The sequence below is a fragment of the Planococcus salinarum genome, from assembly GCF_007004625.1.
Lineage (GTDB): Bacteria > Bacillota > Bacilli > Bacillales_A > Planococcaceae > Planococcus > Planococcus salinarum.
The window spans coordinates 18,891-41,014 of record NZ_VIFV01000029.1 but is presented as its reverse complement, the minus strand read 5'-3'; the positions used below and the strand labels follow the sequence as shown (position 1 = coordinate 41,014).

The window sequence follows — 22,124 nt, the reverse complement described above, 5'->3', positions numbered from 1 at the left end:
GGGATAACGCCGTAATTGAGAGTTTCTTCTCTCATTTAAAAACAGAGTTTCCGCATTTATTCCCAATCGATTCAGCTGGTCAGGTAATCGACGACTTGCCGAAATTCATTGCCTATTTTAATGGCGAACGCAGTCAAAAAAGACTGGATTATTTGACGCCGGCCGCTTATTTGAACGTGAAAAAATTAGCCAGCTGACACACAATTAGATGGTGTCTAAAAACGAGGGGCTTGACCACTGTCACCACTTCTTCTTTTCAATATGCCGAACCAGCAGCTCGGCAATATTCTCGTCATGCGTCTGATAGAAGGAGCGGGCGCCGACGGGATCTTCGATTTCGTTGAAGAGATGGCGGCCGTCTTCGAGGAGCAGGAAGTCGACGCCGATGTAATCGGCTTTCAACGCGCGTGCAATTTTCAGCACTTCGGTTTCCTGGGTCGAATCGAGTGTGTACCTTTCAACTTCGGCACCCAACGAAAAGTTTTTGCGGAACGAGCTGTCGGAGCTCCGCTTGACGGCGCCGACCACTTCGTCGCCGATGACGTAGGCTCGCACATCGGCTGTATGCGGGACGACCGGCTGGTAAATTGTTTCGGCATCAAAATCAGGCACCGAATCCAAGGACTCCAGGATTTCCACTTCCGTCCCGCCGTGGCCGTCGATGGCTTTTGCGACACAGGGAAATTCCTGCGGTTTGCGGTAGGTAGGGATAGCCGGGACACCGAGCATCAAAAAAAGTTGGTAAGCCAGCCATTTGTCGTTGGCAATTCGATTGACTTCCGCCCGGTTGATGATGCGGATGCCCCGGTCTTCAAGGAAACGGGCAGCTTGTGGGCGCCGGCAGCGGAACACCACTGTCTGTCCCGCCAATTCGGCAGCCAGGAAGGACAAACCCGGTTCATGCCATTCGTCCCAGCAGAGCAGCCCGAACTCACCAAAACGGCGGAGTTCCATGATAAAAGCTTCATTGCGCTGTGCGTCAAGGGTTTCGTACAATAGAATCATCGCACGTCCTCCAGTATATAGGCGATCATGGCATCCGCGACATTGATGCCGGTGACGTTCAAAATGTTGCGGATATGAGCCGCTGCATTCACTTCGCAGACGAGCGGCTGCTCGGCGGCATCGAACAGGAGGTCGACGCCGGCAAAAATGGCGCCGGTTGCACGGGCTGCAGCAATGGCAAGAATTTTCTGCTGCTCGGTGAGGTCGATTGGAAAAGCTTCGCCGCCGTTGGTGATATTCGCCCGGAAATCGGTTTTCGATTCGCGGTACATGGCGGCGACGATTTCGCCTCCGACGATATTGACGCGGATGTCGCGGCCCCGGCTGGATTCGACGAATTCCTGGAACACAAAATCAATCCCCCGGAGCGCTTCCACTTTTTCGTAGAATTGGTCTTCGGTTTCAATCAGGTAAACTTTCATGCCGAATGAACCATGGCCTTCCTTGATGATCATCGGCAGGCCGAGGCGTTCCAGCACCCTTTCAAAGTATCCGGAATCCCGGATCGAGAAAGCGGGGTAGACTTTGGGTGCGATGATGGTCGCCGGCATCGGCAGCCCGGCGGAGGCCAGCGCTATGTATTGCTTTGCCTTATTGTCACACATGTCGATGATCGCGGGGTCGTTGTAGACCGGCACGCCGCGGCTCTTCAGAAAATAGCCGAGGAGGATGTCTTTATCGAGCATGACCGCGAAATCCGGTAAATCACTGTCGGTCGACAGGTCCATCAGGAGGTCATTGTTTTTCATGATGCGTGTTTCGACCCCGGCCCGTTCGGCTGCTTCCGCCACCAATTGCGCCTGGTCGATGAATTTTTCAGAGATTAAACTTCCATTATATATGATCCAACCCAACGCCATTGCCATTCCACCTTCATGCTATACTTATAAAAAATTGTATCATGTTTAAGAATAGAAAAGAGGTTTTTTGATGATTGCCGGATTTGATCATTATAAAAAGAAATGGAATATAGCATCTGACAGCTCGATCAAGCCGGGCCTGGAAGCAATGGAAGGGGCTCTCCGGGAACTGGGAAACCCCGAACGCGGCCAGAATTTCATACATATCGCCGGTACCAACGGCAAAGGTTCCACGGCCGCTTTCATCGCCGCCATCTTGATGGAGCATGGCTATACAGTCGGCAATTTCTTTTCCCCCGCCATCGAAGACGTCCATGACCAGGTGCAGATTGACCGGCAGCCGGCAAGCGAGGCGGATTTTGATGCGGCCATGGAAAAATTGTCGCACATCGGGACACCACTCACCGACTTTGAGTTGCTGACGGCAGTGGCTTTCCTGATCCTCGATGAACAGAAGCCGGACTACGTGATTATTGAAGCGGGAATGGGCGGGAGGTTCGACAGCACAAACGTGATCGATCCCCTGATTTCGGTCATTCCAAGCATCTCGTTGGAACACACCAATTTTCTGGGGGAAACGATTGAAGAAATCGCCTGGCACAAAGGCGGAATCATCAAAAGGAGGAAACCGGCAGCAATCGGATACCTGCCGGAGGCCGCGGAAAAGGTAATCTGTACCACAGCCGAAACGATGGGTTCAGATATTATTAAGTCCAAAGTCCTGTATGAAGGCCGATTAAAACTCAAAGGACAGCACCAAAAAGCAAATGCGCAGCTGGCATGGGAGACGGTGCAAAACCTGCACGGATTCCAATTTAAAGATGAATTGGCAATAAAAGGGTTGTCGAAAGCGACGATTCCCTATCGCTTTGAAGAAGTCTTTCCGGATGTCATCTTCGATGGGGCACACAATGAAGCGAGCATTGATGCACTCATCAAGACCGTGAACGAAACCTATCCGGACCGCGAAATCCACGTGGTTATGGGCTTGCTGCAAGATAAGGAGCACGAAAAAATCCTGCGGAAGCTGGAAACGATCAGCGATCACTTCACATTTCTGGAATTCGAAAATGAGCGGGCGTTGCCGGCCGAGATTTTATTTTCAAAAAGTAGCAGTAAAATAAAGACAATTCAAAACAATTATGATATATTACCTGTACTTAGTAAAAATGTAGTGACAATAGTCACGGGTTCACTTTATCTTTTGGCAATCCTAAGAAAACAAAATTATTCGATGTTCGAGCATTACAGACCCGATTAATCCCAATTTCTTCGGCATGAAGAGAACCCAGTAAGGGAGATACGCTATGGATAATTTTCAAAGAAGAAAAATAGTTTTGTGGACACTTTGGGTTCTCGTCGTGCCTCCGGGGCTCTACCTTATTTATCAATACTATCCACCCCCGGTAATCCCTTTAGCCGAAGCTGCAGCCTATCTGGCGTTCTTTATCCTGGCGTGTCTGCTGCCGATGAAAATCAACGGGGTGCCGACGTATCTGGTCCAATGGCTGACTGTTGCCGTTTTCCTGAAATATGGCTTGTTTGCGGAAGTCGTCCTGTCACAGATCACGATGCTGATCGTGATTCTGCGGCTTCGGACGTCCGAAAGCCTGTTCATCCGGATTCCGTTCAATTCGATGATGTTCTTCGCCATTTCAAGTCTGGCAGGCCTATCGTTCCTGTATGCCGGGGGCGAAGTCGGCTCTGTCGATTTGGGCCATATCCTGCTGTTCGGCCTGCTTTTCCAGACCGTATCGGTCATTTCCAATCAGATTATCCTGTATGTCTATGTCCGAATTCTCGGCGAACATAAAGATTTTTTCTCAGTCGACACGATCTGGGATTTCTCCATTACACTGCTGGTGTTCCCGTTGGCAATCGCCCTTTATATTTCCGAAACTTATATCGGTTTGACCGCACTTCTTCTATTGGGTATTCCATTCTTCACCATGACGGCCATCATGCGGATGTATAATAATTCGGAGAAAGTCAACAGCGATCTCAAAAAAGCGGGTGAAATCGGCCACCAGCTGGCAGCCCGGTTGTCTACGGACGAAGTGCTCGATCAGTTCGTCATCCAGGTCGCCGATCTTTTCCAGGTCGACTATGCGTACGTCATCGACTACCGCGACGGAAAACTCCTGATGCTTCGAATCTTTGAAAATAACGAATTCCAGTCATTGGACGTGGAACCGGTGAAATATAATGAAGGAATAGCCGGAAACGCAATCATCAATAATAATTCTTATATCTATGACAATAAAGCCCAGTGGAAAGCAATCGTCAGCGGGTATATGCCGGCTGACACGGAAAGCCTGATGGCAACGCCGATATCCCGGAACAACCGCATCGAAGGGGTACTGGTCCTCGGCTCGAAGCGGAAACACGCTTTCGTCCATCACCAGCTGCAGATACTGGATATCCTGAGTACCTATTTTGCGGTGTCGCTGGAGAAAGCGGGGCTGGTCCAAAAAGCCATTGCGAAAAGCGAGCGCTGCGGACTGACGAAATTGTATAATTACCGCTATCTCGACGAGGCGCTGGAAAAATGTATGGCACAGGTCAACAGCGGCGAATTGCGCAGCCTGTCCGTCATCATGATGGACATCGACCGCTTCAAAGGCATCAACGACAAATACGGCCATCAGAGCGGCAACGAAATCCTGATCAGCCTTGCGAATCTGCTGACGGAAATCGTCGGCAAGGAAGGCACGGTCGCCAGATACGGCGGCGAGGAATTCGTGGTGCTGCTGCCGAACTACAGCAAGGAACTCGCGATGCTGTTTGCAGAAAACATCCGCAAGGAAATCGAGAAGCGCGAATTCATGATCCAAAGCGATCTCGACGAAGACCGCAGCACAATTCCGATCAAGATCACGATGAGCATCGGCGTGTCATCCGCACCGGATGACAGCGATGACGGCATGGCAATGATCCGCAACGCCGACCGCGCGCTCTATATCGGGGCAAAACAGGCCGGACGCAACAAAGTGGCTGCTTATACGAAATAAGACTGCAAACCGGGTTCCACTCCGGTGTGCAGTCTTTTTTTACTAGTTCTATTCAGGAATTGATAAATATTTAGGTAAAAAAACAGAAAAATCTGCAAAAAAATAGTGCAGAAACCTAATTTAAGTGTAATAATGTTAGTAATTAGGTTTTGCATCGTTAGAATTGCTTTATTTACATTATTAGGCTTTTAAACATTCTATACTCAGTGGGGGGCTCGGCATGAGGAAATGCTTGAACAGCAACGAAAAAGGATTAACTTTGGTCGAAGTATTGGCAGCACTGGTAATTCTGGGTATCTTGTTTGTCGGCATCATGACGATTTTCCCGCAGATGACATTATTCAATGAGAAAACAGAAGCGAAATTGGACACCATGAATTTGGCGAGGCAGGAGATGGCGAAGATCAGTGACACGAATTTGTGGATAAGAAAATATGATTCATCCGCAGGAGAGTCACCAGGGTATTTGAAAGTTGAAGGTCCTATAATTGCACCTGATTTAAGTATTGAATCTGTAATGGATAGTCTTTCTTATACTGTAGACTTAACTGATCCTGTGTTTCCAGATTACAAACGCTTCTATAATATTCCAACAGTAGGGGATTACCATTATATTGCTGATGTCTATACAGTATGTGAACCGTTTCCACCACCACCGCCCCCAACATCACCACCACCAGCAACACCACCGGCAATTGGCAGTTGCGAACCACAGGACTTAGTCAAACTGCATAAAGTTCACTTGAAAGTTATGATGGAGACAAAACCTGGAAGTGGATCTTATCGAATGAGCAGCGAAACATTTTCATATATTCCATACAAGGAGATTGATACTAAATAGGAGGCTGGTGGAGGTTTATGAGCTTGAATCAAAGAGGCATCACACTCGTAGAATTAGTCGCAGCGCTGGCATTGGTATCGATTATAGCAGTAGCTGCATGGACTACTTTAACGATTGGCATAAACCATGGTGCAGCTGAAACCAGCAAAACAATGTTGCAGCAGGATGCAAATATAATAATATCAAAACTATCGGCAGCACATAGGTTGAATGACTATTATTATCTGCAGTTTGTAGGTGGCAATCTGGAGATAAAAACATGCAATGATACTGAGACACCAGGAGTTATGGATTGTGGAACTTTTAATCGTCTTTCTGATAACTCTTATGTTTATTCAGGAAGTATAAATGGAACAGGTTTTGCAACTTGGAATAGTGCAACTATTATAGAACCAAAAAAAAAGCATGTAAACTTCATCTTGAATGTAACAGATGATCCCATAAAAACTGCACGAGCAGTTGAGGTAAAAACTACTTTAACCAGAATAATTACACATTAATTATTTGAAGGGAGCAAAAAGATGAAGATTATTACAAACCAAAATGGCTATGCTTTATTGATTGTTTTATTGATGGTTGTTCTGTTCCTGGGATTATCTGCTACATTTATGGCTGGATCATTGAGTAACGCAAAACAGGAAAATATTGTTGACACTTCTAATCAGGCGGTAGCTTCTGCTGAAATGGGAGTCAAATACCACTCTGTGGATTTTCAGCGTGAGATCGGTATTATAAAATCTGAAATCCTTGAACAAACTCAATTGGAATTAATCGGTATTAAGACTTGCTTCGATTCAAAGGATCCACGTTGCGATACTCAGGAAGAAATTACAGCGATGGAGAAACAAATAGATATTGATATGAAAGCTGCATATATTTTAAAAGTCGACGCTAAAGTAACAGAACTAAAAAAATTAAAAAATCACCCACAAACACCTTTTACTGGTAAAGATGTTCACTATATTATTTCTAAAACTTCTATAATCAAACAAAATACAGCGGGTCAGGATGTTGAGTTAGCAAACACAGCTGATAAAGTTGTAACATCGCTAAAAGTACAATTGGATTTAACTGGAAAGTCAAAAGAAACAGAAAAATATTTAAAAGGCATATTTACTATTGAAGTGCCGGATACTTTTTTATCACCTACTGAAAGTTTAACAATTGAAACAGTATCAAACGGAAATCCAGAATTGACTTATAACAATGTATTTACAAAGAAAAAACCCGGAATTAGTTGTGCCGTTCTTTTAGCAGGGTATGTTTCTGGTGATGATATCATTGAAAAAGAATGTAATCTAGATTCTGATGCTGGTGAATTTGTAAAATCACTTTTAGAAAAAGGTCTGGTTCCTAAAGATTTCACAGTATATACGGATAATTTTAAAGACAATGTTTGCGGTAAGGGAAAAGACAACTGTAATAATAAATCGCTTGCTGGACTTACAATAATTGTTCCTCCAACTGCTACTGGCTTATTTAATGGCGCAAATTTAAATAAGTGGTCTGGTATTAGTTTGATTGTAGACGGATTGTTAGATCCCAAAAATATGAACAGTCTTGGAAGTGCTAATGGAATACAAACATTAATTTTAAGAGAATTAGAAGTTAAGAACGTAAAAGGGAATGGAATAACTAATACCAACTTAGTAATACTTGGTAAAGATGACCTCAACAAAGATTCTAAGATGGACTTTAGTGGTAATTTGACTATTGGAGAAAATGGAAGAATATGTTTCGATATGGAAAGGATACATCCTACTCATGTAGAAACTTTAAGTGAGATAGCTACGTTTACTACAGGTAACGCCACAGGGCAAATTATCTATTATACAGACCCTGAAACAACAGAACGGTTTGTACTTAAAGATGACAATAATTTCTTGGATCCAGAAAGAACAATACCTTATGTAGTGCATTATGATAAGTACACAGATTTCTTAAGCAGCTGCGGAGTAGATGTTAGTGGCGTAAGTAAAGTAATAAAAACAATACCAACTTCTTATATTGAAGACCCAAGCTTCGACCTCGAAGTGGAATACTAAAAAGAAACAAAGATCGATAAGCAAAGGGGGATTCACATGATCCAAATTTTAATCACCATCATCGCGGCGGCAATCATCCTGCCGCTGGCGTACTATCAATTCAAGAAAACGCCGCTGCCGAAGCGGATGCTGATTGCGGGCACGATTGTCGCAGCTGCATTCATCTCGGTTTTTCTTCAATTGTTCGAGCTCGCATTTTATGTGCCTCTTCTCGCCATTGTCGCGATTTCCATGATCGGCGCAATCGCTTATGCGAAAATCGATGAGATGGAAAAAACGGAGAAACGCCGCCTTGCCGATGAGCGAAAACAGAAACGCGAATCGGCTGTTCCGGCAGAGACAGGTTCTATAGAAGAAACAGCTCCAAAACCGGAAGCGGAAAAATCTTTGTATGACGATAAAGAACCAGAGAAGAAATCATTTGCCATGCAGACAATCGGTGTGAGCGGGGAGGAGCGGTAAGTTGGATAATCAAGTTTTCGGAAAAACCTTATTAACAATCACTTCTTCCGCACTTCTTGTTTTTGGCGTTGCCAACGCTGGAAGTTTCGCTGCAGACAAATGGCTGTTCCCGGCCCAGGAGTTCGGGAGCAATACATATATTGGCACGACGGATGTTTCGAATCTCGAGTTGGCCGATGCCCGCATGTTGTTTGCCGGAAAAGTCGAGTCGTGGCGTTCCACCGCCGAATTGATGGTGACCTATCAGGACGTCACAGCTTCCTATCCGCTGGAAAATGCGGAAATTCTGTTGGACGAGACGGTTGCGAACGCGCAGACCGGCACACAGAATGATTTTGTCTTCCAATTATCGGAAGATACGACCCGGACTTTCCTGAACCGCCAATTTACGGTGGCCGCCTTTTCAGCAACCGACGTGGCAGCCATCAACGAAAAACTTGAACTCGCGCTGCAATCCGGCCAGGCGTTGACACGTGTGACCATCAGCGATGATACCCTCGGTGTCAGCTATGAAACTGTTTCGGAATCAGGTTGGAAGCATTCCTTCAGCAGCTCCGGCGCACAGGAAGTCGTCAACGCGCTCAGCAATTACAAAATCGAAGCGGGCACGCAGTTTTCATTCCTTGATTTTATCAATGAAATGCAGCCGGCAAATGTAACAGACGAGGACCTGACAGAAATCGCGTCGGCAGTTTATGCAACGGTTTTAAAAACGAATTTCCTTGTCGACGAACGAAGCATCGGCACGGCGGTTCCGACATCGATCCCGCTCGGCCTGGAAGCCGCCATCAACCGCAGTCTCGGAGTTGACTTCGTCTTCACCAATGTGAATGCGTCTTCGCTTACGTTGCAGGTATCGGCAGACGCTTCCCGCATCGAGTCGGAATTGTCGGGCATGCCGTTTGTCCACACATACGACATCATCACCGGCAGTGAACAGGAACTGGAGCCACGGCTCATCCGCCAGTTCAGCGCGTTTGTGACGTCGGGCAAAGTGGTCGATGAAGAAGGCAGCGACGGCGTCATCGTCGAAGTGACGCGCACAGTGAATTCGGACGGCAAAGAAATCGAAGTGGAATCCGTGTCGACTGATTTCTATCCGCCGGTTCACCGCATCGAAGTATATCCGCTGACAAAACCGGAAGCGCCGGCACCTGTCACCAATCCTGATGGAACAGTGACGAATCCTGATGGCACCGTGACAAATCCGGATGGAACGGTCACAAGCCCCGACGGCACTGTGAAAAATCCTGACGGAAGTGTGACGAACCCGGACGGCACCGTAACAAATCCCGACGGCACAGTAACTGACCCGGATGACCAAGACCCGGTGATCGATTCCGATGGGGACGGCATACCGGATGACGAAGAAGAAGAGCAAGATCCAGAATACGATAAAGGTGGAACTCAGATTGATCCTTAACCGTTATGAAGGGGGTGGGACTTTGGCAGTCAGAAGAAAAAAACTTGGCGATTTATTGATCGAACAGGGATTATTGACCGAAGAAGAATTACTCAGCGTACTCGAAGGAAAACAGAGCGACCAGAAAATCGGGGATGCCCTCCTGCAAAGAGGGGTCATCACCGAGCAGCAATTGATCGAAACGCTGGAAGTCCAGCTCGGCATTCCGCACGTGACGCTTTACCGGTATCCGTTTGATCCGAAACTATTCAATATGGTGCCGAAAGAAGTGGCCAAACGGAAAATGCTTGTGCCGCTGAAACGTGAAAACGACAAATTATACATCGCCATGACCGATCCGATGGACATCATCACAATCGACGATCTGCGCCTGACGACCGGCTTCAACATCGAACCGGCCATCGCGTCGAAAGACGACATCCTGAAAACCATCGCGAAATATTACGATGAGGAATCCTATGACGATATGTTGGATGAAATGCCGGAAGTGACGATGGAGCAGCAGGAAGAACTGAACGACCTCGATGCGCCGATCGTCCGGCTCGTCAATCAGATCCTGTCAAACGCCGTTTCGCAAAAAGCGAGCGATGTCCATTTCGATCCGCAGGAAAACAAAGTGCTCGTGCGCTACCGCATTGACGGTTCGCTGCGCACCGAACGCACCTTGCCAAAAACGATGCAGCAGATGGTGACAGCGCGCATCAAGATTTTGGCGAATCTCGACATTACCGAAAATCGCATACCGCAGGACGGCCGCATCAAGACAAACGTCGATTTCCGGGCAATCGACCTGCGGGTATCTTCATTGCCGACAGTGTTCGGTGAGAAAATCGTTATGCGGATTCTCGATTTGAGCGCCAATTTAACCGATATCTCCAAACTCGGCTTTAACGACACCAACATGGAACGTTTCCTGAAAGAAATCGAAAAGCCGAACGGCATTGTGTTAATCTCCGGTCCGACGGGTTCCGGAAAATCGTCGACGTTGTATGCGGCGTTGAACAAACTCAACAGCGAAGAAGTCAACATCATCACCGTTGAGGATCCGGTGGAGTATCAGCTCGAAGGCATCAACCAGATCCAGGTGAACGCCAATGTCGGTTTGACATTCGCGGCAGGTCTGCGCTCTATTCTCCGGCAGGATCCCGACATCGTCATGGTGGGGGAAATCCGCGACAAAGAAACGGCCGACATTTCGATCCGCGCCTCTTTGACCGGTCACCTCGTGCTCAGCACGATCCATACGAACGATTCGATTGCGTCGATTACCCGCCTGATGGATATGGGCATCGAACCGTTCCTCGTCACCGCTTCCCTGAACGCGGTCGTCGCGCAGCGGCTAATCCGCCGCGTGTGCCGGGATTGCCGCTCGATCGAACCGGCGACCGTCCGGGAACAGGAGATTTTCGCCAAGCGCGGCCTGACAATCGATGTCGTGGCGCGCGGCAAAGGGTGCCCGCAATGCAATATGACGGGCTACCGCGGCCGCATGGCAATCCACGAAGTGCTGATTGTCGATGAAGACATCAAAAACGTCATCAACCGCAGCGGCACTGCGGCCGAAATTCGTGAAATCGCCGTGAAAAATAAAACCATCTTCCTGATCGACGACGGATTATTAAAAGTGAAGGAGGGCATGACCACCACGGAAGAAGTTCTCCGTGTTGCAATTGCAGAATAGATTATGCTGACAACGACAACGTTTATCGATAAAGTTTTAATTGCAGCCAAGGAATTGAATGTCTCCGATATTCATTTGACTACAGGCATCCCGCCGGTTTTTCGGATGCATGGCACATTGCGCCGTTACGGCGAAGAGAATATGACGCCGGAGCATTCGGAAGCGATTGGCAAAGCCATCATGCCGGAATCGCTGTGGGACACATTCATCGAAAAAGGGGAGATGGACTATTCCTACGCCATAGCTGGTGTAGGCCGTTACCGCGTCAATTCGTTTCACCAGCGGGGCTCCATTTCGCACGCATTCCGTGCGATTCCGACCGAAGTGCCGACGGTGGATCAACTGAAAATGCCGCAGATTTTGAAGAAACTGGCGGAAATCCATCAGGGGCTGATTCTCGTGACCGGTCCGACCGGTTCAGGAAAATCCACAACTTTGGCGGCAATGATCCGCCATATCAATGAAGAAAGTACGAAACATATCATCACACTGGAAGATCCGATTGAATATTTGCATCGCCACGGTACCTCAGTCATCGACCAGCGGGAAGTCGGCTTCGATACCAAAAGCTTTGCCAACGGTTTGCGCGCAGCGTTACGCCAGGATCCGGATGTCATTCTGGTCGGGGAAATGCGTGACTTGGAAACAATTATGACCGCCATCACCGCCGCTGAAACCGGACATTTGGTGATGGGCACGCTGCATACTTCGAGCGCCGCCACGACCATCGAGCGGATCATCGACGTTTTCCCGCCGGAACAGCAATCCCAGATCCGGACGCAGCTCGGCGGCATTCTGAAAGCCGTCGTTGCGCAGCGATTGCTGCCGACAGCTGATGGCAAAGGGCGCGTCGCCGCAACCGAAATCCTGATTTCGAACCCGGCAGTCGCCAACCTGATCCGCACCGAAAAAGTGCATCAGATCCCGAACGTCATCCTAACAAACCGCGCCGCCGGCATGCATATGATGTCGACGTCCGTGCAGGAACTTCTGAGCCAAGGCAAAATAACCCGACAGATCGCCCAGCCTTTCCTGGAAGGAGAGGAGTAACATGGCGCGTTTCAAATACGAAGGACGTGACCGCAAACGCGTACGCGCCGGAGTGGTAGTGGCCGGCAACCGCCGGGAAGCGATCGAGCAGCTGCGCGATGAAGGCGTGCGGGTCATCGAAATCCGTGAAATAGCAGCCACCGCGCTCCAGAAAGACATCGTCATCGGCAATCCGGTCAAACGGGACCAGTTCATCATGTTCCTGCGCCAGTTCTCGACACTGATGCGGGCGGGGGTGACAATCGTCGATTCCGTAAAGATTCTGTCGCAACAGGTGGAATCGAAACCATTGCGGAAAACACTGGTCAGCATCGATGAAGATCTCCGCAAAGGGAATTCGCTGTCGGATTCGCTGCGCAAGCATCCCAAAATTTTCGAACCGCTGACAATCAACCTGATCAAAGCGGGGGAATTGTCCGGGAATATCGACGAATCGCTGGACCGTCTGGCGACTTACTATGACAAAGCCTACCAGACGCGGCAAAAAGTGAAGTCGGCGATGTCCTATCCGCTGGTGGTGGGCGTGCTGGCCATCGGCGTTGTGATTTTCCTGTTATCTTCCATTGTGCCGATGTTCGCTGAAATGTTTGAAGGTTTTGGTGGTGAATTGCCGATGCTGACGCAAATCGTGATGATGGCCAGTGATATAACGCTTCAATACTGGTATTTGCTCGTTCTCACCGGCTTCGGCATCGCGGTGGCCATCTGGATGATGAAACGCAACGAGCAAGGAAAATTCCTTTTGGATACGCTGCTGCTGAAATTGCCGATCTTCGGCCGAATCCTGCAAAAATCGGCGCTGGCGCGTTTGACCAGAACGCTGAGTTCGCTGTTCTCCAGTTCCGTGCCGATTCTCCAGGCACTGACGATGGTCGAAAAAGTGGTCGGCAATGCCGTCATGTCGAAAGTCATCATCGCGTCACGCGACAGCTTAGAGCGCGGCGGCTCGTTGACAGAGCCGATGAAAGACCACTGGGCGTTTCCACCGCTGATCCCGCATATGATCCTGATCGGTGAACAAACCGGTTCGCTCGACCATATGCTCGATAAGGTAGCTGATTTCTACGAGAAGGAAGTGGAAGCGGAAACCGACAGGCTGAAGGCATTGATCGAACCGCTGATGATCGTGGTGCTGGCCGCTCTTGTCGGGACTATTGTCATGTCAATTATGCTTCCGATGTTTGAAATGTTTCAAAATATTGACAATATGTAGTCTGTTTATGATCTTTTTATTTAAAATATTTGGAAAAATATCAGGAAAACATGTTGTGTTATTTCCGAGTATTGCTATACTTAAGGTGTACTCAAAAAGTACTAAAAAAATAGGACATGAGGAGGAAATGAAATGAAAAAATTTATGCAGAAGAAGTTGAAAAATGAAAAAGGGATGACGCTGATCGAGCTTTTGGCAGTAATCGTAATTTTGGCGATTATCGCAGCAATCGCGATTCCGGCGATTGGTACAATTATTGAAAACAGTCGAAATGGAGCTGTTAAAGCAGACTATCAAAATGCATTATCAGCAGCTAATTTGTATTTTACTGAAAATCCTGGCGAGACAACTGTTACGGCAGGCGGATTATTAGATGGTGTTGCTTTGACAGCTGGTACGACTGCTTCTTATTTGGACGATATAGGCTCACTTGCTCCCGCAGTAGAAATTTTAAAAGTTACAGGTGGAAATACAATTTCTGGCTCTGCTACAGCAAGTGGTAAGACTTATACAATTAGTTCTGCGATGACGAATGCGGAGTTAAGTGATAAAACTAATGCCGAATTTACTGGTACTACAATAACGCCATAAAAATTTAATGATTAACTATACTCAAATATGCAGGAGCTGATCAAATGGCCTTATCGTTTTTATCGAGAAAAACGCGCGTTGCGACCATTACAATAGAAGAAGATGCAATTCGCCATGTCGATTTGAAATCGGTCGATCCGCTTCAGTTGAGCCTTGCCGAGGAGTTTCCACTCCCGGCGGGTGTCATTGAAGACGGCAAGATCAAGGATTTCGAAGCGCTGGGCTCGGTACTCGATAAGGCTGTCAATCAGTGGGGTCTCTCCAAGAAGTCGGTCCGGTTCCTCGCCCCTGACGAATTTGTTATTATCCGCAAAGTACCTTACCCTGAAGATGTGGCAGCCGATGAACTGAAAGGCCATTTCTTCATTGAAATCGGCTCGACGCTTTACCTGCCCTTTGAAGATCCGGTTTTCGACGTGGTGCCTTACCACCCGGAATCGGACAATCCGGAAGCGATCATCATCGCTTCGAAGGAATCGGTCGTCCAGGATTTCGAACGGGCGTTCACCAATTCGAAGCTGGTACCAGTCGTTGCTGACATCACACCGCTCGCGCTATACCGCCTGGCTTATCTGCAGCACGCCATTTCTGAAGAAGACCATATCATGGTGCTCGACCTGCACGGATCGAAAATGACGGTGTCGATTTTCCACGAACATTTCCCGTTGTTCATGCGGCCGGTCGATCTGTCGGAATACACTTCCCTTGCTGATGATTCATCTGCATTGATGGACGTCATCATCAATGAAACCGAAAAGCTTGCCAACTTCTATCGTTATAATATGAATGAAGGCGAGCAGGGCATTACGCAGATCATCTGCAACGGGGAATTTGAGGAATGGTACGCATTTCAGGCCCGTTTTGAAGGCCGCTTCTCGATTCCGGTATCGTCGATTGTCCCGAAACCCATCACTACCGAACACGGCGGCATCGTCTCCGGACGTTTCAACCGTGCCATCGGTCTTGCGCTGAAAGAGGTGTGACCCCATGTTAGTTGATATTAACCTATTGCCGCAGAAGGAGCGGGACCGATCCGCCTTCCTCATTGCGGCGCTCTCTATTTTACTTCTTGGTCTGGTGGTCTTCGCGGTGCTGTTCTTCATGGCGAAATCGGAGAATACGGAGCAGGCGGTATTGGCGGCCCAAAGTGCCGAGCTTGCCACGCAGCAAGCCGAAATTCGGGCACAGCTGGAAGCGACAACCGGCATGAACGAAGAACAGCAATTGAAGGCGACCGTCGATTGGGCGGAGAGCTATCAATACGATACGATTCCATTGCTGGAAGAATTGGCGGCATTGCTGCCGGCACGGGGCTTCTTTGATCAAATCGCATTTTCTGAACCGAATACCGCTGCTTTAGTTGTCCAGTTCGATGCAACACGTGACGCGGCGTATTACCTTGCCCAACTGAAAGGTTCGGACCTTCTGGACTTTGCGTCACTCGATAATGTTTCGAGTGAAACGATTACGCTGACGGAAGAAGAGCAGGAAGCCGCTGGCGAAGAAGAAACAATCGAAACCCCGAGATATCTCGCTACATACACCCTGGTATTCGTCGATGACCGCCTGCCGGTGCTTGACGCGGAAGGCAATATCGTCGAAGAGGCAGTGGAAGATACACCGGCTGCTGAAACGGAAGAAGACGCCGAAGCGGACGTGGATGTCGAAGTTGAAATCATCGAAGAGCCGGACGCCACTCCTGAAGAAACGGAGGGTGAGCCGAATGAGTAGTATGACGAAAAAACAAAAAGAACAGGGACTGATTGCGCTGGCGGTCGTCTTCCTGCTGGCGATCAGTGCTTATGGCTGGTACATGGTTTATTCGCCTGCCCAAGAAGCTCGGGTTGCGGCGGAACAAACGTTCAAATCCGAACGCGAAGTGCTGATGGCGCTGCAGGAGCAGTTGAAAGCGCTGCCGGAAGAAGAGCGGGTGTCAACAAGCGAGTTGCAGCAGCGCGTGTCGGTTGAACCGTTATCGGAACTGATCGTGCTCCAGCTGGAACAGGCAGAATTGCTGTCGCGTTCCCAGGTGCAGACCATCGATATCGCAGATTCACCGTTGGAGTTATTGACGCCTGTCGAGGGCATCGAAAATGTCCAGAAAGTCCAGACGACGGTGTCATTTGAAACCGCTGATTATGCCGGCATCACCCGCTTCATCCAGGAAATTGAAGCGATGAAACGCATCCTCATCATCGATTCGATCACATTCTCTTCCAACGGCGAAGTCACGATGGTGGAGGAAGAGGATGAAATCCTGGAAGTGACATTAAGCTTTTCGGCATTCTACCGTCCGGATCTGATCGCATTGTCCGACACTTTGCCGAAAGTCGACGCACCGCCGCCGGCCAATAAAATTGATCCATTGCCGAAAAACGATGGAACGGATCTGGCGAATGTCGAAGAAGACGAGGAAGCCGACGCTGAAGTGGATGTAGACGTGGATGTTGAAGTTGATGAAAATGGAGAAGACGAAGTCGCGGCGGCGGAAGCAAATGATAACGTTGCCGGTGCACAGACCGCCAAGACCCATAAAGTGGTGAAAGGCGACACGCTGTATAACATTTCCGATCGATTTTTCGGAGACCGCAGCGGCATCGAAGCTATCCGCAAAGCCAATAACATGACCGACTATATCGTAAAAAGCGGGACGACGTTAACGATCCCTGAAAAACCTTGAAAGGAGAAATCATTGTGATTTCTCCTTTTTTCTCTAATCTTGTAAACGGTACAAGTAGATTCAAAAGAATGACTTTAGTTTAAAGCTTCGGCGCTAAAGAAATCTCTAGAGATATGGAGCAAAACAGCGAAGACGCCCAGGGGAGCAGGCGAAGTGCTGAAAAAACCGTGCTCCTGCAGTGCTACGCACTTCGTCGCAAAGGCATTATCCTCGCATGCGTCGGCTAATGCCTTCGAAGCTGTTTTGCGGAATATCGGCTACTATAGATTATTAATTCTACATATCTAAATTCCAATAGTGATGAGGGTTCCTATGACGATTACATACACAGCGTTCTTCTATTTATTCGGCCTCGTTTTCGGTTCGTTTTTCAATGTCGTCGGATTGCGCGTGCCGAAAAAGGAATCGATCGCGTTTCCGCCGTCGCATTGCACGAGCTGCGACCGGCAGTTGACGGCACTCGACCTGGTGCCGGTATTTTCCTATCTGTTCCTGCGCGGTCGCTGCCGCGGCTGCGGGGAAAAGATACACTGGGTCTACCCGCTGATGGAATTCATCGCGGCTGGTTTGTTCGCCCTGTCGTTCTGGCATTTCGGCTTTACGCCGGAACTGGTCATTGCAATACTATTCGTGTCGATGCTCGTCATCATCACGGTGTCGGACATCGCCTATATGCTCATTCCTGACAAAGTGCTGCTGCCGTTCGGGGTTGCGCTGCTCGTCCTGCGGTTGTTCATCCCGCTCGATCCGTGGTGGGACAGCCTGCTTGGTGCCGCGGCCGGATTCCTTATTTTATTGCTCATCTCGATTCTGTCAAGAGGCGGAATGGGCGGCGGGGACATCAAATTGTTCTTCGTCATCGGGCTGGTGCTCGGGACGGCCGGAACGCTCATGACCCTGTTCTTCGCTTCGTTCATCGGAGCGATTGTCGGCATCATCATCCTGCGCGTTACCGGCCAGGGACGCAAAACGCCGGTGCCGTTCGGACCGTCGATTGCGGCCGGTGCGGTCATCGTCTATTTTTACGGTGAAACGCTGCTCGACTGGTATTTAACGCTTTGGACATAGGAAAACTCCCTGGAGAGAAAATTCTCCAGGGAGTTTTTTTAGATAAATAACAAGGGTAACCAGAACAGATGCAAAGCGAAAATCATGGAGTAGAGCACATTGGCGCCGATGAACGTATAGCGCCAGACAGGTGCGCGTATTCCCGCGAATGTGGTGAACAGGAGTCCGAACAGGCAGAGGGACAGGAACAGCTTGATGCCGAGAATCGTAAACGGCGCAAACGAACTGAGCAGGGGATTGCCTTCTTCCACGATGCCCCGGGTCATGCCGAAATATGTCAGGATGCCGTCGAGCGCGTTCAGCACGATCAGCAGCCAGATGTATTTTTTTAATGGAGCTCTTTGGTCCGGGATCGACATGCCGTGCACCTCGTTTCATGGATCATCTATACGCACATCAAAAAGTTGTCTAAATGTTCTATTTTTAATGTATAGTAGCTATACCCGAGAAGATTGAGGCGTACTCATGAAAAATTATCCATAATTTTTTAAACATAAAAAACCAGCGCAGAAACGACTGCGCTGGCCTATCTATGTTGAACTAATAAACTATAGTAGCCGATATTCCGCAAAACAGCTAAGCTTGCCACTTCGTCGAAACGGAGTTGGAAAGCCTACTCCGTTGCTGCTCTCTTAGGCGTCTACGCTGTTTTGCTTCCTATCTCTAGAGATTTCTCTAGCGCCGGCGCGGCTCAGGAGCAGGCGAAGGCCGACGGAGCGATAAGACGAGTGGTCTTCTCGGCTTATTGCGGGAGCCAAGGTGTGCCATACGAAGATGGCACCTCCTTTGCGACGAGCTTGCGCAGGAGCATAATCTTTGCCCTTGTCCATAGCGCCGAAGCGTTATGCAAAGTGAGATTCTTTACTTCAACTTATATTACCTAGATTCAGTTTTTATTTCTTACGGATTGTAACGCAGCGGAGAACCCGGCCCGAGATCCAAGCCCAGCATCATCCATACAATCAGCATGACTGTCCACACAATCGCGAACACGATCGAGTAGGGGAACATGACTGAAATTAATGTTCCTATGCCCATTTTCTTATCGTATTTCTGTGCAAATGCGATGATGATCGCGAAATACGTCATCAGCGGCGAAATGATGTTTGTCGTTGAATCGGCGATGCGATAAGCCATCTGCGTCAATTCGGGAGAATAACCGAGGTACATCATAATTGGCACAAATACCGGCGCCATCATGGCCCATTTCGCGGACGCGCTGCCGATGAACAGGTTGATGATCCCGGTGACAAAGATGAAGCCGAGTATCAATGGGATGCCTGTCAGGTTAGCGCCTTCCAGGAACTGGGCTCCATATACCCCGATGACCATGCCCATATTGGATTCGGTAAAATAGGCCACGAATTGTCCGGCAGTGAATGCCAGCACGACGAACATGCCCATCGCTGCCATGGTGTCACTTAAGTGGCTGGCGACATCTTTATCGCTCCTGATATTTTTTGTGGCGATTCCGTAAAACAATCCGGGAATGAAGAACAGGATTGTGATGATCGGAACGAGCGACGACATGAACGGAGACTGGACGACACCGCCGTCTTCACCGCGCAGTGCGCCGTTTTCCGGAACGATCAGGAAGGCGAATGCGGCAGCGGCAATCAGGAATGAAATCGCAGCCCACAGCATGCCTTTCTTTTCTTCCGTTGTAAGGCTGGTCAATTCTTCACGGTATTCGCCTTTGTATTCACCAAGCCGCGGCTCGACGATCTTTTCAGTGACGAATGCACCGGCAATCGTCAGGACGAATACCGATGCGATGATGAAGTAATAGTTCATCGCGATGTTCATGCCTTCCGCATAAGCCGGGTCGACAACCGCCGCAGCGGCAATTGTCAGGTTCCCGAGCATCGGGTCTGTCGCCGACAGCAGCAGGTTCGCGCTGAATCCGCCGGACACGCCGGCGAATGCGGCGGCAAGACCGGCAAGCGGGTGGCGCCCGAGCGCAGCGAATATCACCGCACCGAGTGGAGGCAATACAACATAGCCGGCGTCAGAAGCGACACTCGCCATAATGCCGGCAAACACAAGTCCGGCAGTGATCAGGTATTTCGGGATGGACAGCACGAAGCCGCGCAGCATTGCGCTGATCAGGCCGGTGCGTTCCGCGATTCCGATGCCGAGCATGGTCGCAAGGACAACGCCGAGCGGGGCGAAGCCGATGAAGTTATCGACCATGCTGGTGAAGATGTACTGGATGCCTTCCGCATTCAGCAGGTTCTTGACTTCGACCATTTCGCCTTCCTGGCCGGGATGCTCGACTGCAACGCCGAACCTCGAAATGATTGCTGACAGCACCAGCACGAGAAGTGCCAGAAGTGCGAACAACGTTACCGGATGCGGCAGTTTATTTCCGGCAAATTCGATTCCATCCAGAAACTTCTGGAAGAATCCTTTTCGCTTTTTTTCCATAATACCTACCTCTTTTCATGATTTGAAATTCCTTACTCATTATTTTGAAATAAGAAATTTTCAGAAAGTGAAATCCGTTATCATTGTAAAGCTTTCCTTTCAAGGAAGAAAGCTTTTGGAAGAAGTAGTAATAATGGCAAAATTGAATAATTTTTTATCGAGCCGACTCCATTAAGCAAATGGGAGGTGGGCAGTCACGAAAGAGAAAGACTCACGTCGGCGGTAAATAACTAAATCCCGGAGCTGAATCCTGCAATGCCGCTATGAATTGTTTGCAAGGTTTCCAAATCTCACTTTTGATCCGCACATAGGCTGCAAATTTGATTTTTCATAATTTGTAACAATTTTCAGGTGGGTGTATTCTTAAGGAAAAAGGAGGCGTTCCCATGTATTTCAAAGCCAATCAACCCATTATCCTGGCGTCGCAGTCGCCGCGCAGAAATGAATTGCTGCAGATGCTCGGATTTGATTTTCAGGTGATTCCAAGCAAGAAGGAAGAGCCGAAGCCCCAGGAATTTGAAAATGCGCTCAGCTATGTCGCGAATTGCGCGGAAATGAAAGCACTGGATGTCGCGGCAACACATTCCGACGCGGTGGTGATAGGAGCGGATACCGTCGTCGTTTGTGACGGTGAAATTCTGCTGAAACCGGAAGACAAAAAGCAGGCGATAGCCTATTTGCAGAAATTGTCCGGCCGCAGCCACGAAGTCATCACGGCGGTGGCAGTAAAAGCGGAAGACAATGAGATTTTATTTTATGAAACGACCGAAGTGACGTTTACGGACGTTCCGAAGAGTTGGATCGAAGCCTATACGAATTCGGATGACCCGTACGACAAAGCCGGCGCATACGGCATCCAGACGATGTCGGGCCTGTTTGTCGAAGGGATCAGCGGCGATTACAATACGGTGGTCGGCCTGCCGCTCGCCCACCTGGCGCGGAAGCTGTCGGACGCCGGTTACATCACGTTGGCGGGGAGCCGTGTCGAATGGTGAAGGAGCAGGCGTTGATGATCCGTGATGTCCATACCGCCGACCGGCCGCGCGAACGGCTGGTCAGTCAGGGGGCGACCAGCCTGTCCAACCAGGAACTGCTCGCCATCATGCTGCGCACCGGCACCAGGCAGGAGTCTGTCCTGCATCTGGCAAACCGCTTGCTGCACCATTTCGAAGGGGTACAGCAACTGAAAGATGCCAGCATCGAAGAACTCACGTCGATCAATGGCATCGGCCAGGCAAAAGCGGTGCAGTTGATGGCTGCGGTCGAACTGGGCCGCCGCCTGGCCTCCAAACAGACGGATGCGAAATTCACCATCCGTTCCCCGAAAGATGCCGCCTCCTATCTGATGGCGGACATGACTTCACTCAAACAGGAACATTTCGTTGTGTTGTTTTTGAACATAAAGAACCAAGTTTTGCACAAACAGACAATATTTGTCGGCAGCCTGAACGCCAGCATCGTCCACCCGCGGGAGATTTTCCGGGAAGCAGTCCGCCGTTCAGCCGCGTCAATCGTCTGCGCCCACAATCATCCATCCGGCAATCCTGCGCCATCGCCCGAAGATATCGCGGTCACCAAACGGCTGATGGAGGCGGGAAGCATCGTTGGCATTGAGCTTTTGGACCATATCATTATCGGGGACCATCAATTCATTTCATTAAATGAAAAGGGGTATATGTAGCACTGTTACTTTCCATACTTTTCAGCTATAATGAGTAGTATTGTGTAAACTCTATGGCTTTTTGGCATATAAAGAAGGGAAGAATT

Annotated in this window: 22 protein-coding genes; 18 read left to right on the top strand and 4 right to left on the bottom strand. The window is 49.0% G+C overall.

Features of this window, described 5'->3' with window-relative positions; all coding sequences use genetic code 11:
* On the top strand, positions 1-197 hold a 197-nt coding region (locus tag DIJ65_RS13705), incomplete at its 5' end, for an IS3 family transposase (RefSeq protein ID WP_142836507.1).
* A gap of 43 nt (positions 198-240) precedes the next feature.
* On the opposite strand, the gene DIJ65_RS13700 is transcribed toward DIJ65_RS13705, so the two are convergent.
* Both DIJ65_RS13700 and DIJ65_RS13695 read right to left on the bottom strand, forming a co-directional pair.
* Positions 241-1,005 (bottom strand): ATP-grasp domain-containing protein, encoded by a 765-nt coding sequence (locus tag DIJ65_RS13700; protein ID WP_117303049.1) that lies wholly within the window; start codon positions 1,003-1,005, stop codon positions 241-243.
* Entirely contained in the window at positions 1,002-1,865 is an 864-nt protein-coding gene (locus DIJ65_RS13695) for an ATP-grasp domain-containing protein (RefSeq protein ID WP_117303051.1), read from the bottom strand. The genes DIJ65_RS13700 and DIJ65_RS13695 overlap by 4 nt, the downstream gene beginning before the upstream one ends.
* A 70-nt stretch (positions 1,866-1,935) precedes the next feature.
* On the opposite strand from DIJ65_RS13695, the gene DIJ65_RS13690 reads away from it, so the two are divergent.
* The 15 genes from DIJ65_RS13690 to DIJ65_RS13620 all read left to right on the top strand — a co-directional run bounded on the left by DIJ65_RS13690 (position 1,936) and on the right by DIJ65_RS13620 (position 17,930).
* A complete protein-coding gene (locus tag DIJ65_RS13690) occupies positions 1,936-3,126 on the top strand; it encodes a bifunctional folylpolyglutamate synthase/dihydrofolate synthase (protein WP_117303053.1) in 1,191 nt (396 codons plus the stop codon).
* A gap of 46 nt (positions 3,127-3,172) precedes the next feature.
* Positions 3,173-4,876 (top strand): sensor domain-containing diguanylate cyclase, encoded by a 1,704-nt coding sequence (locus tag DIJ65_RS13685; protein WP_117303054.1) that lies wholly within the window; start codon positions 3,173-3,175, stop codon positions 4,874-4,876.
* A 232-nt stretch (positions 4,877-5,108) separates the two neighbouring features.
* Complete coding sequence (locus DIJ65_RS13680) at positions 5,109-5,717, top strand: type II secretion system protein (RefSeq protein WP_185959559.1); 609 nt, start codon at positions 5,109-5,111, stop codon at positions 5,715-5,717.
* Between the two features lie 23 nt (positions 5,718-5,740).
* Complete coding sequence (locus DIJ65_RS13675) at positions 5,741-6,217, top strand: prepilin-type N-terminal cleavage/methylation domain-containing protein (RefSeq protein WP_185959558.1); 477 nt, start codon at positions 5,741-5,743, stop codon at positions 6,215-6,217.
* Between the two features lie 21 nt (positions 6,218-6,238).
* Positions 6,239-7,762 (top strand): hypothetical protein, encoded by a 1,524-nt coding sequence (locus DIJ65_RS13670; protein WP_117303060.1) that lies wholly within the window; start codon positions 6,239-6,241, stop codon positions 7,760-7,762.
* Positions 7,763-7,798: 36 nt separating this feature from the next.
* A complete protein-coding gene (locus DIJ65_RS13665; protein WP_117303062.1) occupies positions 7,799-8,224 on the top strand; it encodes a hypothetical protein in 426 nt (141 codons plus the stop codon).
* Position 8,225: 1 nt separating this feature from the next.
* A complete protein-coding gene (locus DIJ65_RS13660; protein ID WP_117303064.1) occupies positions 8,226-9,647 on the top strand; it encodes a VanW family protein in 1,422 nt (473 codons plus the stop codon).
* A 22-nt stretch (positions 9,648-9,669) separates the two neighbouring features.
* Positions 9,670-11,328: a GspE/PulE family protein gene (locus tag DIJ65_RS13655; protein ID WP_185959563.1), complete on the top strand. Its 1,659-nt coding sequence runs from the start codon at positions 9,670-9,672 to the stop codon at positions 11,326-11,328.
* A gap of 3 nt (positions 11,329-11,331) precedes the next feature.
* The gene (locus tag DIJ65_RS13650; RefSeq protein ID WP_117303068.1) at positions 11,332-12,378 is read left to right on the top strand and encodes a type IV pilus twitching motility protein PilT; all 1,047 of its coding nucleotides are present in this window, start codon (positions 11,332-11,334) and stop codon (positions 12,376-12,378) included.
* Between the two features lies 1 nt (position 12,379).
* Positions 12,380-13,591 carry a type II secretion system F family protein gene (locus DIJ65_RS13645; RefSeq protein ID WP_117303070.1) on the top strand — a complete coding sequence of 404 codons (1,212 nt, stop codon included), beginning with the start codon at positions 12,380-12,382 and terminating at the stop codon, positions 13,589-13,591.
* 132 nt (positions 13,592-13,723) lie between these two features.
* Entirely contained in the window at positions 13,724-14,182 is a 459-nt protein-coding gene (locus DIJ65_RS13640; RefSeq protein ID WP_185959557.1) for a prepilin-type N-terminal cleavage/methylation domain-containing protein, read from the top strand.
* Positions 14,183-14,226: 44 nt separating this feature from the next.
* Positions 14,227-15,165 (top strand): type IV pilus biogenesis protein PilM, encoded by a 939-nt coding sequence (gene pilM / locus DIJ65_RS13635; protein ID WP_117303072.1) that lies wholly within the window; start codon positions 14,227-14,229, stop codon positions 15,163-15,165.
* A gap of 4 nt (positions 15,166-15,169) precedes the next feature.
* Positions 15,170-15,913, top strand: coding sequence for a fimbrial assembly protein (locus tag DIJ65_RS13630; RefSeq protein ID WP_117303074.1), 744 nt, complete (start codon positions 15,170-15,172; stop codon positions 15,911-15,913).
* Positions 15,906-16,862: a LysM peptidoglycan-binding domain-containing protein gene (locus tag DIJ65_RS13625; protein WP_142836506.1), complete on the top strand. Its 957-nt coding sequence runs from the start codon at positions 15,906-15,908 to the stop codon at positions 16,860-16,862. Before DIJ65_RS13630 ends, DIJ65_RS13625 begins: the two co-directional genes overlap by 8 nt.
* Before the next feature lie 312 nt (positions 16,863-17,174).
* Complete coding sequence (locus DIJ65_RS13620) at positions 17,175-17,930, top strand: prepilin peptidase (RefSeq protein ID WP_117303076.1); 756 nt, start codon at positions 17,175-17,177, stop codon at positions 17,928-17,930.
* A gap of 38 nt (positions 17,931-17,968) precedes the next feature.
* Here DIJ65_RS13620 and DIJ65_RS13615 read toward each other — a convergent pair whose 3' ends face one another.
* Both DIJ65_RS13615 and DIJ65_RS13610 read right to left on the bottom strand, forming a co-directional pair.
* Entirely contained in the window at positions 17,969-18,289 is a 321-nt protein-coding gene (locus DIJ65_RS13615; RefSeq protein ID WP_117303078.1) for a DUF5658 family protein, read from the bottom strand.
* Between the two features lie 541 nt (positions 18,290-18,830).
* Positions 18,831-20,357, bottom strand: a complete 1,527-nt coding sequence (locus tag DIJ65_RS13610) for an AbgT family transporter (RefSeq protein WP_117303080.1) — start codon at positions 20,355-20,357, stop codon at positions 18,831-18,833.
* Positions 20,358-20,743: 386 nt separating this feature from the next.
* Here DIJ65_RS13610 and DIJ65_RS13605 point away from each other — a divergent pair, with 386 nt between their 5' ends.
* Positions 20,744-21,352, top strand: coding sequence for a Maf family protein (locus tag DIJ65_RS13605; RefSeq protein WP_117303082.1), 609 nt, complete (start codon positions 20,744-20,746; stop codon positions 21,350-21,352).
* A complete protein-coding gene (radC, locus tag DIJ65_RS13600; RefSeq protein ID WP_117303084.1) occupies positions 21,346-22,038 on the top strand; it encodes a RadC family protein in 693 nt (230 codons plus the stop codon). Before DIJ65_RS13605 ends, radC begins: the two co-directional genes overlap by 7 nt.
* Positions 22,039-22,124: the final 86 nt, after the last annotated feature.

What these genes read in the sequence shown, in the direction of transcription:
- DIJ65_RS13700 (WP_117303049.1), bottom strand. Translation starts at nt 1,005, where the DNA reads ATGATTCTATTGTACGAAACCCTTGACGCACAGCGCAATGAAGCTTTT.
- DIJ65_RS13695 (WP_117303051.1), bottom strand. Translation starts at nt 1,865, where the DNA reads ATGGCGTTGGGTTGGATCATATATAATGGAAGTTTAATCTCTGAAAAA.
- DIJ65_RS13690 (WP_117303053.1), top strand. Translation starts at nt 1,936, where the DNA reads ATGATTGCCGGATTTGATCATTATAAAAAGAAATGGAATATAGCATCT.
- DIJ65_RS13685 (WP_117303054.1), top strand. Translation starts at nt 3,173, where the DNA reads ATGGATAATTTTCAAAGAAGAAAAATAGTTTTGTGGACACTTTGGGTT.
- DIJ65_RS13670 (WP_117303060.1), top strand. Translation starts at nt 6,239, where the DNA reads ATGAAGATTATTACAAACCAAAATGGCTATGCTTTATTGATTGTTTTA.
- DIJ65_RS13665 (WP_117303062.1), top strand. Translation starts at nt 7,799, where the DNA reads ATGATCCAAATTTTAATCACCATCATCGCGGCGGCAATCATCCTGCCG.
- DIJ65_RS13650 (WP_117303068.1), top strand. Translation starts at nt 11,332, where the DNA reads ATGCTGACAACGACAACGTTTATCGATAAAGTTTTAATTGCAGCCAAG.
- DIJ65_RS13645 (WP_117303070.1), top strand. Translation starts at nt 12,380, where the DNA reads ATGGCGCGTTTCAAATACGAAGGACGTGACCGCAAACGCGTACGCGCC.
- DIJ65_RS13640 (WP_185959557.1), top strand. Translation starts at nt 13,724, where the DNA reads ATGAAAAAATTTATGCAGAAGAAGTTGAAAAATGAAAAAGGGATGACG.
- pilM (WP_117303072.1), top strand. Translation starts at nt 14,227, where the DNA reads ATGGCCTTATCGTTTTTATCGAGAAAAACGCGCGTTGCGACCATTACA.
- DIJ65_RS13630 (WP_117303074.1), top strand. Translation starts at nt 15,170, where the DNA reads ATGTTAGTTGATATTAACCTATTGCCGCAGAAGGAGCGGGACCGATCC.
- DIJ65_RS13625 (WP_142836506.1), top strand. Translation starts at nt 15,906, where the DNA reads ATGAGTAGTATGACGAAAAAACAAAAAGAACAGGGACTGATTGCGCTG.
- DIJ65_RS13620 (WP_117303076.1), top strand. Translation starts at nt 17,175, where the DNA reads ATGACGATTACATACACAGCGTTCTTCTATTTATTCGGCCTCGTTTTC.
- DIJ65_RS13615 (WP_117303078.1), bottom strand. Translation starts at nt 18,289, where the DNA reads ATGTCGATCCCGGACCAAAGAGCTCCATTAAAAAAATACATCTGGCTG.
- DIJ65_RS13610 (WP_117303080.1), bottom strand. Translation starts at nt 20,357, where the DNA reads ATGGAAAAAAAGCGAAAAGGATTCTTCCAGAAGTTTCTGGATGGAATC.
- DIJ65_RS13605 (WP_117303082.1), top strand. Translation starts at nt 20,744, where the DNA reads ATGTATTTCAAAGCCAATCAACCCATTATCCTGGCGTCGCAGTCGCCG.
- radC (WP_117303084.1), top strand. Translation starts at nt 21,346, where the DNA reads ATGGTGAAGGAGCAGGCGTTGATGATCCGTGATGTCCATACCGCCGAC.